This window comes from Heyndrickxia ginsengihumi, assembly GCF_011008565.1.
Taxonomy (GTDB): Bacteria; Bacillota; Bacilli; order Bacillales; family Bacillaceae_C; genus Weizmannia; species Weizmannia ginsengihumi.
The window spans coordinates 1-15013 of the sequence record NZ_JAAIWK010000019.1 but is presented as its reverse complement, the minus strand read 5'-3'; the positions used below and the strand labels follow the sequence as shown (position 1 = coordinate 15013).

At 36.1% G+C, this 15013-nt stretch carries 15 protein-coding genes; all 15 read left to right on the top strand.

Annotation, left to right across the window (positions count from 1 at the left end; all coding sequences use genetic code 11):
* Positions 1 to 32: 32 nt before the first annotated feature.
* Positions 33 to 446 carry a methylglyoxal synthase gene (gene mgsA / locus G4D61_RS11825; RefSeq protein WP_025729129.1) on the top strand — a complete coding sequence of 138 codons (414 nt, stop codon included), beginning with the start codon at positions 33 to 35 and terminating at the stop codon, positions 444 to 446.
* The gene (bshB1, locus tag G4D61_RS11820; protein ID WP_231473063.1) at positions 442 to 1143 is read left to right on the top strand and encodes a bacillithiol biosynthesis deacetylase BshB1; all 702 of its coding nucleotides are present in this window, start codon (positions 442 to 444) and stop codon (positions 1141 to 1143) included. The genes mgsA and bshB1 overlap by 5 nt, the downstream gene beginning before the upstream one ends.
* Positions 1140 to 2321 carry an N-acetyl-alpha-D-glucosaminyl L-malate synthase BshA gene (gene bshA / locus G4D61_RS11815; RefSeq protein WP_025729133.1) on the top strand — a complete coding sequence of 394 codons (1182 nt, stop codon included), beginning with the start codon at positions 1140 to 1142 and terminating at the stop codon, positions 2319 to 2321. Before bshB1 ends, bshA begins: the two co-directional genes overlap by 4 nt.
* Entirely contained in the window at positions 2284 to 3492 is a 1209-nt protein-coding gene (locus tag G4D61_RS11810; RefSeq protein WP_025729135.1) for a CCA tRNA nucleotidyltransferase, read from the top strand. Before bshA ends, G4D61_RS11810 begins: the two co-directional genes overlap by 38 nt.
* Complete coding sequence (locus G4D61_RS11805) at positions 3462 to 4439, top strand: biotin--[acetyl-CoA-carboxylase] ligase (protein WP_163174039.1); 978 nt, start codon at positions 3462 to 3464, stop codon at positions 4437 to 4439. Before G4D61_RS11810 ends, G4D61_RS11805 begins: the two co-directional genes overlap by 31 nt.
* Before the next feature lie 310 nt (positions 4440 to 4749).
* Complete coding sequence (gene panB / locus G4D61_RS11800) at positions 4750 to 5589, top strand: 3-methyl-2-oxobutanoate hydroxymethyltransferase (RefSeq protein WP_025729140.1); 840 nt, start codon at positions 4750 to 4752, stop codon at positions 5587 to 5589.
* Complete coding sequence (gene panC, locus G4D61_RS11795) at positions 5586 to 6431, top strand: pantoate--beta-alanine ligase (protein WP_025729143.1); 846 nt, start codon at positions 5586 to 5588, stop codon at positions 6429 to 6431. Before panB ends, panC begins: the two co-directional genes overlap by 4 nt.
* A gap of 34 nt (positions 6432 to 6465) precedes the next feature.
* Complete coding sequence (gene panD, locus G4D61_RS11790; RefSeq protein ID WP_025729145.1) at positions 6466 to 6849, top strand: aspartate 1-decarboxylase; 384 nt, start codon at positions 6466 to 6468, stop codon at positions 6847 to 6849.
* Between the two features lie 128 nt (positions 6850 to 6977).
* On the top strand, positions 6978 to 9785 hold the full coding sequence (gene dinG / locus G4D61_RS11785; RefSeq protein WP_025729147.1) for an ATP-dependent DNA helicase DinG, 3'-5' exoribonuclease type: 2808 nt from the start codon (positions 6978 to 6980) through the stop codon (positions 9783 to 9785).
* A 176-nt stretch (positions 9786 to 9961) separates the two neighbouring features.
* Positions 9962 to 10132 carry a YpmA family protein gene (locus G4D61_RS11780; RefSeq protein ID WP_081750024.1) on the top strand — a complete coding sequence of 57 codons (171 nt, stop codon included), beginning with the start codon at positions 9962 to 9964 and terminating at the stop codon, positions 10130 to 10132.
* A gap of 50 nt (positions 10133 to 10182) precedes the next feature.
* Positions 10183 to 10632 carry a cell wall elongation regulator TseB-like domain-containing protein gene (locus G4D61_RS11775; RefSeq protein ID WP_025729150.1) on the top strand — a complete coding sequence of 150 codons (450 nt, stop codon included), beginning with the start codon at positions 10183 to 10185 and terminating at the stop codon, positions 10630 to 10632.
* A gap of 141 nt (positions 10633 to 10773) precedes the next feature.
* Positions 10774 to 12066: an asparagine--tRNA ligase gene (gene asnS, locus G4D61_RS11770; RefSeq protein ID WP_025729152.1), complete on the top strand. Its 1293-nt coding sequence runs from the start codon at positions 10774 to 10776 to the stop codon at positions 12064 to 12066.
* 186 nt (positions 12067 to 12252) lie between these two features.
* Complete coding sequence (locus G4D61_RS11765) at positions 12253 to 12954, top strand: DnaD domain-containing protein (protein ID WP_025729155.1); 702 nt, start codon at positions 12253 to 12255, stop codon at positions 12952 to 12954.
* 28 nt (positions 12955 to 12982) lie between these two features.
* A complete protein-coding gene (gene nth, locus G4D61_RS11760; protein WP_025729157.1) occupies positions 12983 to 13639 on the top strand; it encodes an endonuclease III in 657 nt (218 codons plus the stop codon).
* Positions 13640 to 14152, top strand: a complete 513-nt coding sequence (locus G4D61_RS11755) for a YpoC family protein (RefSeq protein ID WP_163174038.1) — start codon at positions 13640 to 13642, stop codon at positions 14150 to 14152.
* The last annotated feature ends 861 nt before the right edge of the window (positions 14153 to 15013 follow it).

Below are 15013 nucleotides of genomic sequence, written 5' to 3'. Positions count from 1 at the left end.
AATGATCATATAATAAGGGGAGTGGGGTTAATATGAACATTGCATTAATTGCACATGATCAAAAAAAAGAGGATATGGTACGCTTTGTGACTGCATATGAACCATTGCTTGAGCATCATCAATTGTATGCAACTGGAACAACAGGTAAAAAAATTATGGAAGCGACCTCCTTAAAAGTTCAACGGTTTCAATCGGGGCCATATGGTGGTGATCAACAAATCGGCGCCAAAATTGCAACGAATGAAATGGATCTTGTGATCTTTTTACGGGATCCGCTTACTGCACAACCTCACGAACCAGATGTGTCTGCGTTAATTAGATTGTGTGATGTTCATCAAGTTCCATTAGCAACCAACATGGGTACAGCCGAAATTTTAGTACGTGGATTAGCTGAGGGAAACTTGAATTGGCGCAATTATGTTAAAGGAGACGTAAAGAATGATTGAAAAAGTGGATATTTTAGCATTTGGTGCCCATGCTGATGATGTTGAAATCGGCATGGGGGCTTCTATTGCTAAATGGGTATCACAAGGGAAGAAAGTAGTGATATGCGATTTAACAGAAGCAGAGCTCTCCTCAAATGGAACGGTTGAAAATCGTAAAGAGGAAGCTCAAAAAGCAGCTAATATATTAGGTGTATACAAGCGAATCACTTTAAATATGCCGGATCGAGGTTTGCTCTTAAAAGATGACTTTATTCGCTCAATTACAGCGATCATTAGAACATACAAACCCGATACTGTTTTTGCTCCATACCATGAAGATCGTCATCCTGATCATGGTAATTGTGGAAAACTAGTAGAAGAAGCATTTTTTTCGGCAGGAATTCGAAAATTTGAATCAAAACCAAATGTCGACTTCCATAAGCCAAAGCATATGTACTATTTTATGATAAATGGTTTCCATAAACCGGATTTTGTTGTCGATGTAACAGAGTTTATGGAGCAAAAAATCGAGAGTTTGCACGCTTATAAGAGTCAATTTGTTGTTTCAGACACAGGTGTACAAACCCCGTTAACAGACGGCTATATTGAAGTTGTTCAAGCGCGGGAACGATTATTTGGTAAAGAAGTAGGCGTTAAGTATGCAGAGGGCTTTTTAAGTAAAAGACCATTATTAGTACAGACGGATGTGTTATTATGAGCAGCAGGAAATTAAAGATTGGGATCACTTGCTATCCAACAGTAGGTGGTTCCGGAGTAATCGCGACTGAGCTCGGGCAAATGCTTGCAGAGCGAGGACATGAAATACATTTTATCACTTCTAGCGTCCCTTTTCGCTTAAACAAAATGTATCATAATATTTATTTTCATCAAGTCGAAGTGAATCAATATGCAGTTTTTCAATATCCTCCTTATGACATTGCACTCGCAAGTAAAATAGCTGAAGTTGCCAAAAGAGAGAAACTTGATGTATTGCATGTTCATTATGCAATCCCACATGCGGTATGTGCAATCTTAGGAAAACAGATGGCAAATACTAATTTAAAAATTGTTACAACGTTACATGGAACGGATATTACTGTATTAGGTTATGATCCATCATTAACCGATGCCATTCGTTTTGGTATTGAACATTCCGATGCCGTTACAGCCGTTTCTGAAGCTTTAGTGAAACAAACTTATGACTTAATTCAGCCGCAAAAAGATATATTTACTGTTTATAATTTTGTCGATGAAAGAGTTTATCATAAGGTAGACGCTTCACATTTAAAAGAAGAATATGGGATTGCAGCAAATGAAAAAGTAATCATTCATGTATCTAATTTTCGGGCAGTTAAACGGGTATCTGATGTTGTAAAAGCTTTCGCAAAAATACGTGAAAGGATACCAAGTAAATTGTTACTCGTTGGCGATGGTCCAGAAATCAGCGTTGTTTCTCGTCTTGTCAAGCAGCTGAAACTGACGGATGATGTACTATTTTTAGGAAAACAAAATAAAGTAGAAGAATTATACTCTATGAGTGATTTAATGCTGCTTTTATCTGAAAAAGAGAGTTTTGGACTTGTTGCCCTTGAAGCAATGGCATGCGGTGTTCCTTGCATTGGTACTGAAATTGGCGGTATTCCTGAAGTAATTAATGATTCTTATAATGGCTATATTTGTCAACTTGGTGACATTGAGACAATTGCCTCTAAAGCAATCCATCTTTTAACGAATGAAGATTTATACACATCTTTTTCACTTCATGCAGAGAAAACAGTTCGTGAACGTTTTCATTCCTCACATATTGTGAAACAATATGAACACATATATGATCAATTAGTAGACGGGGTTGATAAAGATGCTTCAAGTATTTCAAAATGCAATTCCGGTTATTGAAACGATAGAGCGAGCTGGGTTTGAGGCATATTTTGTTGGCGGATCCATTCGAGATTACATATTAGATCGACCGATTCATGATATTGACATTGCTACGTCTGCCACACCTCAGGAAGTAAAATCCTTATTTAGGCATACGATTGATATCGGCATTGAGCATGGTACAGTACTCGTCATATATAATGGGAATCAATATGAAATTACTACTTTTCGGACCGAATCAGGTTATAAAGATTTTCGCCGTCCTGATCATGTAGAATATGTCCGTTCATTAGAGTTAGATTTACAACGCCGTGATTTCACCATGAATGCGATCGCTATGGACAAAAAAGGAAAGTTTATAGATCCTTTTGCTGGATATGAGGCTATTTCTCAAAAAGTCATTGTAACAGTAGGAAATGCGAACGAGAGATTTCGTGAAGATGCATTGCGGATGATGAGAGCGATCCGTTTTGTCAGCCAGCTCGTTTTTACTCTTAACGAAGAAACGAAACAGGCGATCTATCAAGATGCACATTTATTGCAACATATTTCAGTAGAACGTATTACCCTGGAATTTACGAAGCTATTAAATGGTTCTAATAAATATCAGGCTTTAGCTTTATTAAGTGAGACTGGTTTAATCACATATATGCCCGGTATAAAAGGAAAAGAAAAACAATTTCAAACAAATGTCATTCAAGCGGTGAATGATTTAACTGAAAATCAAGTTTGGTTGTACCTATTAGCTGTTTTAAACATTGATGATCCGGGATCCTTTTTAAAGGAGTGGCGACTCCCATCTAAGAAAGTGAAATATTTAACGAGAAACTATGAATGCTTAATGCTGCGTAAGACACAACCATGGAATAAAATTATGCTGTACGATGCAGGAAAAGAAACGGCAATTGATGTTGAAAAGGTATTTCGAACGCTTAAAGGTCAATCTATTGAACGAGTTGAGCAGGAAGTTTCTATTGATTATCAGCAATTAGCGATTACAAGTCGTGAACAAATAAATGTTACGGGTAAAGATCTTATGGAATGGTTTGAAGTAAAAGGCGGACCGTGGATTAAAGAAACTTTAAGAACGATCGAGGTTGCAATTTTACATAAAGAAGTCGGTCCCAATAAACAAGAAATAAAGGAGTGGCTGCAACGATGCAATCTCCAACAAGGAAAAAAATATTAGAAATTTTTACAAACAAACAAAATGAATTTGTTTCAGGTGAAGAGCTAGCCAAGCTATTAGGGTGTTCAAGAACCGCTGTTTGGAAGCATATTGAAGAATTGCGTAAGGAAGGTTTTCAACTGGAAGCGCTTCGCAAAAAGGGATATCGGATTATCGACACGAAAGATCGAGTATCTGAAAATGAAATTCAGCTCGGATTAAAGACAAAAAAGCTTGGGTGTACTATATATTATGTTGAGAGTATTGATTCTACACAGAAGCTAGCTCATTCACTTGTTCAAGACGGCTGCCCAGAAGGAACAATAGTAGTAGCTGAAGAACAATTAAATGGTCGGGGAAGATTAGCGAGAACATGGTTTTCTCCTAAATATTCCGGCATTTGGATGAGTGTAATCTTACGTCCAACATTGCCTCCAAAAATGTCACCACAATTTACTTTAATTGCAGCAATCGCGGTTGTTCAGGCAATTGCAGAAAATACAACACTACATCCTGAAATCAAGTGGCCAAATGATATTTTAATAAACGGAAAAAAAGTTTCAGGTATTTTGACGGAGTTACAGGCTGATTCAGATAAAGTACATGCAATTATTATTGGAATTGGCATTAATGTCAATCAAAAGCAATTTCCTGATGAGTTAAAGCAAATTGCAACATCGCTTTTTATTGAGAGTGGTAAAGAGACGAAACGTTCGCATTTAATCCAGGCAATATTGGAAAAAATTGAAACCTATTATCAAATCTATATGGAAAAAGGCTTTGCTCCGTTAAAACTACTTTGGGAGAGCTATGCTGTAAGTATTGGCAAAGATATTATTGCACATACACTGAATGGCGATATTATTGGCAAAGCAATCGGAATAACAGATGAAGGAGTATTAAAACTGGAAGACCAGGATGAAAAAGTCCATCTAATTTATTCCGCTGATATTGAGATTCAATCTTGATAAGTATCCATGAATGGTATTTAAAATTCACATGTGCTAGCAGTATGATAATTAAGAAAAAATAAAAGATCATAGTTTTCTTCGTTCGAACCTGTTATAATGTCCCTGGGTAGTATCTATTATCAGAACTATACCAGTAGATCATAAGCATAAAATGGAATAGGTTCTGCCTTGATCCGAAAAGGACGGGGACAGAGGGTCGAAACGAAATAGCTATGTATTATAAGCCCTTCTGTCAATGGAAGGGCTTTTATTTATAGTTTCGGTTTCCTCTGAACCAGTCAACTATGACAGGTGAGGAGTTGTTGAAATGAAGCAAACGACAGATTTTTTAAAAATGAAAGTAGAAAAAGAGAAAATTGCAATGATTACAGCTTATGATTTTCCAACGGCAAAATTAGCGGAGCAAGCTGGAGTGGATATGATTTTAGTTGGAGATTCATTAGGAATGGTTGTTCTTGGGTATGATTCTACAATTCCTGTAACTGTAGCAGACATGGTCCACCATACGAAAGCAGTCAAAAGAGGGGCAACGAATACATTCATTGTTACAGACATGCCTTTTATGTCTTACCATTTAACGAGAGAAGATACGTTAAGACAAGCAAGCAAAATTATTCAAGAAGGCGGCGCGAATGCAGTGAAGCTTGAAGGAGGAGCAGAGATCATTGATATGATTCAAGCTTTAACATCCGCAGGTATCCCTGTTGTTTCTCATCTAGGTTTGACACCACAAAAAGTAGGAGTTCTTGGTGGCTATAAAGTCCAAGGAAAATCATCAGAGGATGCACAAAAGCTAATGGAAGATGCGTTGATGTGTGAACAAGCAGGAGCATTTGCCGTTGTATTAGAATGTGTACCTTGGCAGCTAGCAGAAGAGGTTTCAAAAAGGTTAACCATTCCAACAATCGGAATTGGCGCTGGAAACCAAGTTGATGGGCAAGTACTTGTCTTTCACGATATGGTGACGTTTGGAAATGAAAAAGTTGCAAAATTTGTTAAACAGTTTGTAAATGTAAATCATCTCATGATAAGCGGTATAGAACAGTATGTTCATGAAGTAAAGAATGGAGTCTTTCCAGAAGAAAAACATACGTATACGATGAAGGAAGAAGAATTAGCAGCTTTGTATGGGGGAAATAACAAATGAATATAATTACAACTGTGCGAGAAATGCAAGAACAAATGAAATCCATTAGAAATGCTGGGAAAACGATAGGTTTTGTTCCTACGATGGGATATTTACATGAAGGACATTTACATTTAGTTGAAGAAGCAAAAAAACAAAATGATGTTGTTGTCATGAGTATTTTTGTAAATCCGCTTCAATTCGGTCCAAATGAAGATTTTGATCGTTATCCTCGAGATATTGAAGGGGATGAGAAAAAGGCAGAAACAGCAGGAGTCGATTATTTGTTTGTTCCTACTGTAAGTGAAATGTATCCAAGTGAAGCTTCACTAAACATCATTGTAACAAAGCGAGTAAATGTGCTATGCGGAAGAAAACGTCCTGGTCATTTTGATGGAGTTGCAACAGTGCTTACAAAACTTTTTCATATCGTTAGTCCAGATCGTGCTTATTTTGGTTTAAAAGATGCCCAACAAGTTGCAGTTGTAAAAAGCATTGTTGATGATCTTAATTTTCCACTTGAGATTGTTCCAGTTGGAATTGTTCGTGAAGAAGACGGTTTAGCTAAAAGTTCGAGAAATGTTTACTTAACTCCAGAGGAGAGAAAAGAAGCACCAGCATTATATAGAAGCTTGAAGAAGGCTGAAGCATTAATTGAAGAAGGCGAACTTCATACGGAAACAATTATTAAGTTTATTTCTAATGAATTGCAAGAACATACAAACGGAAAAATTGATTATGTCGAAATTTATTCATACCCTCAATTAGAACCAATTGCCACTATCAATGGCACATGTATCATTGCAATTGCCGTACAATTCTCTAAGGCAAGGCTAATTGATAATATTATTATTGAAAAATAATTGTTTAATCGGTGCATTTTTTGGAGGAGATGACATGTTGCGTACATTAATGAACGGAAAAATTCACAGAGCTACTGTGACAGAGGCAAATCTAAACTATGTTGGGAGCATTACAATTGACGCTGACATTTTAGATGCAGTTGGAATGGTAGAAAATGAAAAAGTACAAATTGTGAATAATCATAATGGGGCCCGCTTTGAAACATATATCATTGCTGGCGAAAGAGGGAGCGGCGTTATTTGCTTAAATGGTGCTGCTGCAAGGCTTGCTCAAATAGGAGATATCGTCATCATCATTTCTTATGCAATGCTTACAGAGGAAGAAATGTTGCATCACCAGCCTAAAATTGCTTTGATGGATGAACATAACCGAATTAAAGAGATGCTTTCAGCAGAACCAGCTTCTACTATACTTTAAGAGGTGCCTGTCTTCACTAAAGGTCATGAATTTGCTTTTAGTGGGGGCAGGCCCTCTATTTTCTAGATTGAAATTATGTTAAAATGTTTAGGATATGTAAAAAGGATTTCATTAAATTAGGTGATATCATGACACAGCGTTATGTAGTAGTAGATATTGAGACAACCGGAAATGCAGCAAAAAAAGGTGATCGTATTATCCAATTTTCCGCTGTTGTCATTGAAAATAATCAAATTATGAATCAATACTCAAGCTTCGTAAATCCAGGTGTATCTGTGCCTATTTTCATAGAAGAATTAACGGGGATTAATGATGACATGGTTAAAAATGCCCCGACTTTTACCGAAATTGCTCCCAAAATTGCTCAGTTACTTGAAAATAGCATATTTGTCGCTCATAATGTCTTATTCGATTTACCGTTTTTACAAGAGGAATTTACGAATGCTGGTGTGGAAAGATTTTATGGCAAAAGTATTGATACTGTCGAATTGGCAAAAATTATGCTTCCAACTTCGGACAGCTTTAAATTAGGGGATTTAGCAGAACGTTTATCGTTATCACATATAAAGCCCCATCAAGCTGATAGCGATGCATATGTAACAGCGGAACTGCTATTATTATTTAAAAAGAGAATTGAGGCATTGCCGCTTGTAACATTGGAAAAGCTGACAATGCTATCTCAACATTTAAAAAGCGATGTATCACTTCTATTTCAAGAAGCACTTGAACAAAATCGTCAACATATAGAAAAATTACCAGAGCAATTAGAGGTTTATCGTGGAATCGCTCTTCGAAAAAAAATCTATCGTTCTAATACATCTTCTACACGGTTATTAAGTGACTATCCTAAAAGCCATAAAGAAAAAGACGAGCTTCTAATGAGTATGTTTTCTCATTATGAATCCCGCGACGGGCAATGCCGTATGATGGACGTTGTATACGATTCTTTTCAACATAGTAAAGTAGCAGTGATCGAAGCGGGTACAGGAGTAGGAAAATCTCTAGGTTACTTATTGCCAAGCGTGTTTTTCGCGATTAAAGAACAGAAGCCTGTTTTAATCAGTACATATACAGTACAATTACAACATCAATTAATGAGAAAAGAAATTAAGGCTTTGCAGCATATCCTTGAATCTCCAATTAATGCCGTTTTATTAAAGGGGAGAAGCCATTATTTAAATTTATTTAAATTTGAGCAATCACTGACAGAACATGACCAAAATTATGATTCTGTACTAGCAAAAATGCAAATTCTTATATGGTTAACGCTCACAATAACGGGCGATGTTGATGAATTAAATTTATCAACAGGAGGACGTACATATTGGCAAAGAATTAAACAAGACGGATGGCATCTTGCCAATAAGCAAGATCCTTGGAAAACAAGAGATTTTTATCAATATGCAAAACAGCAAGCACTTAATGCGGATATTGTCGTTACAAACCATGCGATGTTATTTAGTGAAATGGCGAATCAATCAGATGTCTATGCTGAATTTCAATATTTAGTGATCGACGAGGCGCATCATCTTGAACGAACAGCGCGTGAATATTTTGGTGACAAAATTATTTACAATCGAATAAAATTTTTAATTAGCAAGTTGGGGATATACGATCAAAAGCAAATGTTTTATCAGCTGGAGAATATTCTTGAAACCCATGGAATTCATGGCTCTCCTCATGCATTTGAATTTGAATCATATTTAAAATCTTTAGATGCAGATATCGACGATTTGTTTCTAATGCTGGCGCAGTATTTACAAAAGCAAAAACATCATTCAAAAGGATATCAAAAAGTTAAAATTCGCATTAAAAAAGATATACTGGATTCGAAAAATTGGAATTCGATTAAATGGTGTGCTGAAAGAATTAGCACATCATTGACAGATGTTGATAAAGCGCTGAGAAGTCGACTTAAGGATTTAGAGGAAAAGAAAGTTCAACTAAATGATAAAGAACAAGCGTTTATTGAAGAGCTGTACAGTTTTTTAAATGATTGGAAACAGGTTAAGCAAGAAATCAGGGCGTTATACTATGAAGATGATCATCTTCCAGAAGTTCTTTGGCTTGAAGGCGATCTGCGTGCTTTGCCAACGAGTATTTCAATTCAGCGTCAGCCCATTTATGTAGCAGATTCGCTGCAACGGGAATTGTTTTCGAATAAGAAAAGTGTCATTCTTACGTCAGCAACATTAACGATTAATTCATCTTTTCAATTTTTCTTAAATGAGATTGGATATTCAGCATCAGCGATTCGGACAGAGCAGATCGCATCTCCTTTTCCGTATGAAAAAAATACAAAATTCATTATTCCAAATGATCTGCCTGATATTTCCCAAGTAGATAGCATGGAATTTTCTGAACAAGTGGCTAGTCATTTAATTGCCATTGCACAAGCAACAAAAGGGAGAATGCTCGTATTATTTACATCATACGAATTATTGAAAAATATTTATCAGTTAATGAAGGATAGTGGCACATTAGATGATTTTCTATTAATTGCTCAAGGTGTAACAGCTGGGAGCCGTTCAAGGTTAACAAAAAACTTTCAAAAATTTGAAAAGGCCATATTATTCGGTACAAATAGTTTTTGGGAAGGTGTCGACATTCCGGGAGAAAATCTCTCATGTCTAGTCATGGTGCGCTTACCTTTCTTACCGCCTGATGAACCGGTGATCGAGGCAAAAAGCGAATATCTTCGCTCGTTAGGAAAAAATCCATTTTCCGCCTATTCCTTGCCGGAAGCAGTTATCCGGTTTAAACAAGGATTTGGCAGATTAATTAGGCAAAAGACGGATAGAGGTATTTTTCTTATTTTAGATCGAAGAATAGAAACGACAAAGTATGGACAAGCATTCATACAATCGATTCCAAATATGAAAATCGAACACCAATCATTGAATGAAACAATTGAACTGATAGAAAAATGGCTATAAAAAACGCTGCCTTCATTGCAGCGTATAAAAAAGGTGTGAACTAGAGAATTTTTATGGTTAACCAATTCATCATTTCGTATATTGACGCAACATTGTGATGAAATGATTCGTATTTTATTGTAACCGTAAAGTGGTTGAATATTAATAACAATATTTGTTTATAAAGGGTGATCATAATGGAGAATAAAATCGAAGTTCTTTCAACGGTTAAAGTTAAATATCAACCTGATTTATATAAACTTGTGGATACGTTGAATAGGACGTTAAAAAAACAAGATTTAATGTTTGGTCTAGCGTTGGATCAAGATGAAGAGGGACTTGCTAAATTTACGATTTATCGAACTTAAGCAACGAACATAACCAAATTTGATACTAATTAGAAAAATGAGGGTCGTAAATGAAAAAAGTTTTGTTAGCAGTAGGGATAATTGTTGCGGTCATAATCGTCTTTACAGTTACAGTGTATAGTCAAGCCCGCAAACCTTATAATGATGCTTATCAATATGCTCAAAAAATCGCGGGCAAAGAAGCCCATATACAATCGGTTGATCAATTTTATTTATATAGCGGCTCTACAACGTATTATGTTGTAGTTGGAAAAAATAATAAGAAGCAGGAAATGGTCGTTTGGATTCCAAAGAAACATCCACATCAATTTAAAACAATGAAATGGAAGGATGGAATTTCTAAAACAGAGGCAATGAATACTGTTAAGCGCAGTAAAAATCCAGATAAAATTTTATCCGTCCGCTTAGGGATGGATGATCAAACGGCTATTTGGGAAGTTGCATATGAAAAAGGCAATAATCTAAATTATTATGAAGTGCCATTTGCGAAACATGAATGAATCAAAACTGGTCGAATTAAATAAATTTAGACTTTTTTCTACCTATTTCCTTTTTTTGTTCGCATTTAGTATAATAAGAACTGCTACATAATGTATGTTTATATTTGAGAGCTCTGTTAGATGTTTTTGGAGGGAATAAACGTGAAAATTACAATATCAGAAGTAGGCCAACATATTGGAGAAGAAGTAACGATTGGCGTTTGGCTGAATAATAAGCGTTCAAGCGGAAAAATCGCCTTCCTTCAGCTTCGTGACGGTACTGGATTCATCCAAGGTGTTGTCGTAAAAAGTGAAGTTGATGAAGAAGTATTTAAAACAGCGAAATCACTGACACAAGAAACTTCTTTATATGTGACAGGAACGGTGACGGAGGATGAGCGTTCTCCGTTTGGTTATGAACTTCAAGTGAAAAATGTTGAAGTAATTCATGAAGCAACTGACTATCCTATTACTCCGAAAGAGCACGGAACTGAGTTTTTAATGGATCATCGTCACTTATGGTTGCGTTCACGACGCCAGCATGCAGTAATGAAAATCAGAAATGAAATTATTCGTTCAACGTATGAGTTTTTTAACCAAAATGGATTTACAAAAATTGATCCGCCAATTTTAACGGGAAGTGCACCGGAAGGAACAACAGAACTATTCCATACAAAATATTTTGAGGAAGATGCTTATCTTTCACAAAGTGGTCAGCTTTATATGGAAGCTGCTGCAATGGCATTTGGAAAAGTATTTTCATTTGGACCGACCTTCCGCGCTGAAAAATCTAAAACACGCCGTCATTTAATCGAATTTTGGATGATAGAACCTGAAATGGCTTTTTATCAACATGAAGATAGTTTAAAAGTCCAAGAAGAATATGTTGCATATGTTGTGCAATCTGTGCTTGCAAACTGTAAATTAGATTTACAAAGACTTGGACGCGATACTTCAAAATTAGAAAAAATTAAAGCACCATTCCCACGAATTACTTATGATGATGCAATCAAATTATTACATGAAAAAGGTTTCGATGATATTCAATGGGGTGAAGATTTTGGGGCTCCTCATGAAACGGCAATTGCTGAAAGTTTCGATATGCCTGTGTTTATCACGAATTATCCAACAGCGATAAAACCTTTTTATATGCAGCCGCATCCTGAACGTCCTGAAGTGGTACTATGTGCGGATTTAATTGCTCCTGAAGGTTATGGTGAAATTATTGGTGGCAGTGAACGGATACATGATTATGATCTTCTAGTAAAACGATTGAAAGACTTTCATTTATCTGAAGATGCATATAAATGGTATTTAGAACTTCGCAAATACGGCTCTGTGCCACATTCGGGATTTGGATTAGGCTTGGAACGTACAGTTGCTTGGATTTCTGGTGTTGAGCATGTGCGTGAAACGATTCCGTTCCCAAGACTTTTAAATCGTATTTATCCATAATAGATGTTTAATCGATCACGCATAATATGCGTGATCATTTTTCATTACAGCCATGCTTGAATGAGAACAATGGATTTACCACGATTTTCGTGATTATGAGAGTGAATTTTAAGGAAGTTAATAACAATTGCTTTTCATTCCATTATGATAGAATCTCATGATATACTAATGAATGAGGTGTGCAAAATGGATAAAGAATTAATGATGTCATGGCTTGAACAAGGTGTTCTTTCAATCCCACAGTTATTACTGAAAAAATATAAACAATTAGGCTTGAATGAAACTGAACTTGTACTTTTATTGCAAGTTTATTCTTTTTTAGAGGATGGTATTTACTTTCCAACGCCGAAAGATTTAGCAGATAGAATGGTGATCTCTGAAAACCAATGTGTAATGATGTTACGGAGATTAATTCAGCAGCAGTTTTTAGCAATTGAGGAAGGCTCAAAAGATGAGACGATTTTATTTGAAAGATATTCGATTAAACCATTATTTTTAAAGTTAATTGATGAATTTATTTATGACAAAAAACAAGATGAACTCGAAAAAAATTTGCTTGAAGAAACTGATTTATATACGATCTTTGAACAGGAATTTGGGCGGCCGCTTTCCCCGTTAGAATGTGAAACATTGGCGATGTGGATTGATCAGGATCAGCAAACGCCGGAAATCATAAGGGCTGCTTTAAGAGAAGCAGTCATCTCAGGAAAATTAAGCTTTCGTTACATTGATCGAATTTTATTTGATTGGAAGAAGAACAATATTCGAACGGTAGAAGCGGCAAGGGAATATGGTAAGAAGTTCCATCAGCAGCGAAAACAAGTAAGTGGAAATGGTAATGGAAAAAGTCCTAATGCAGTTCCTTTTTATAATTGGTTAGAGAAGTAAATTGTTTGGTTAAGAGGAGTATATATAGATGTTAAACAAACAGCAGATTAGATATTGCCTTGATGAAATGGGAAAAATGTTTCCTGATGCGCATTGTGAATTAAATCATTCCAATCCATTTGAATTAGTTATTGCCGTAGCTCTTTCAGCGCAATGTACAGATGCTTTAGTAAATAAAGTGACGAAAGATTTATTTCAAAAATATAAAACCCCTGATGATTATGTTGCAGTCCCATTAGAAGAGCTACAAGAAGATATTCGTTCGATTGGACTATATCGTAATAAAGCAAAAAATATCCAAAAGCTATGCCAAATGTTAATTGATCAATATGATCGGAAAGTACCCAATGATCGTGATGAGTTAATTAAGCTTCCTGGTGTAGGCAGAAAGACAGCAAATGTCGTCGTATCTGTAGCTTTTGGAACACCAGCTATTGCCGTTGATACCCATGTTGAAAGAGTCAGCAAACGTTTAGGTTTCTGCCGATATAAAGATAGTGTATTAGAAGTAGAAAAAACATTAATGAAAAAAATCCCAAAAGATGAATGGTCGATTACACATCATAGAATGATCTTTTTTGGAAGGTATCATTGTAAAGCCCAAAATCCTCAATGTGACATTTGCCCGCTTCTGGATATTTGTCGTGAAGGGAAGAAAAGAATGAAAAAACGGAGGATTAGTTAAATGGAGGTAATGATTCCACAATCGTTACAGCACCCTTTATTTTTTTCATCTTCAACAATTGCAGTAAACTTCGAAAGCAAATCGTTATCAGCGAGGGGCTACTTTCCTTATGAAATTCAATATGAACATCATCTTAGTAAAGAAACGCCATGGGTTAAGGAACATGAGGAAGCTTATTTGAGTCAGTATATTACATATTGGCAACAACTCTATCATGTACTTTATCAACGCTTTCAAAAACGGGAAAAGAATGTGCAACATGAGCTTATTGAGGGAATTGCTATTTTTCTTTCATTATTGTTTTGGAGTAATCACAAAAGAGTCGTTTTACAAGACTTATCTACTGAAATTGCAGCACTAGAAACAGTACCAGTTAATATCGAAGAAAGACTGCACTATATTTTGCAGAGGCCAACATCGTTTTCATCATTTATGCAGTTGACAGAATTAATTCAGGAACAACAAAAGCATAGAGCCCGAAAGTTAACGATAGAAAAAATAAAAGATCAATAAAAGATTATAGATAAAAAGAAACTGGAACAAAAGGATATTAACGAAAGAAAGATCCGCCCCGAAAATATACTTCACTTTCCGCGGGCGGGCGGGTGAGTCTCCTTTACTAATGAACTGCGGGGGTTCACCCGCAGGAGTCTACATATATTTTCGGAGCTGATTTGTGCAATGTTCTTCTTTAGCAAGCCACTTTTGAGTTTTCTTTCATCATCTTTTAATTTTGGCTATTTTCGTAAGATGTTTTATCAAAAAGAGAATGCTGTTCGCTTTAGGAGGCTCGCTTCGGCAAGCGAAATGAGTATCCTTGGCTCTCAGTCAATCCCGCAGGAGTCGTGCTGTTTCCGCTTAATCCACTCCTTTATGTACAATTAAAGGGAAAAAACATCCATTAAAAAACAATCATTTTTTTGAAAAGAGTTTTTTAGATAGAAGTTCCCCAAGGCTTTCCGCTGGCAAGCTCCGGGCCATTTTACCAAGATCACCGCCATGCCAGCTTTTTTTCTCCGGGAAGGGGGGAGTCTCCTGATCTATCGTGTTATTGCAACGTATGTGAAAAACGCGAAAGACAAGCGTTGTATGCAGTGAATTAAAAAAGTTTCCCATGCAGACGATACAAGGCCATGTAATGAAAGAAATTAGCAACTGGACATCGTTTTTCCTTATTAATCTTGAAACTTAAGTAAGAAAGAGAAAAACCCCATTGAATAAAAGATTGATATGCTCCCCTTTAGGTAGACAGATTAAAAAATAAAAATCTGGCTACTTATGGGGGAGTATTTGTTATGTCCAAAAGATCTTACTCTGCAGAAGAGAAATACGAGATATTAAAGGAATTAGATGAGCATTATTCAACATATGATC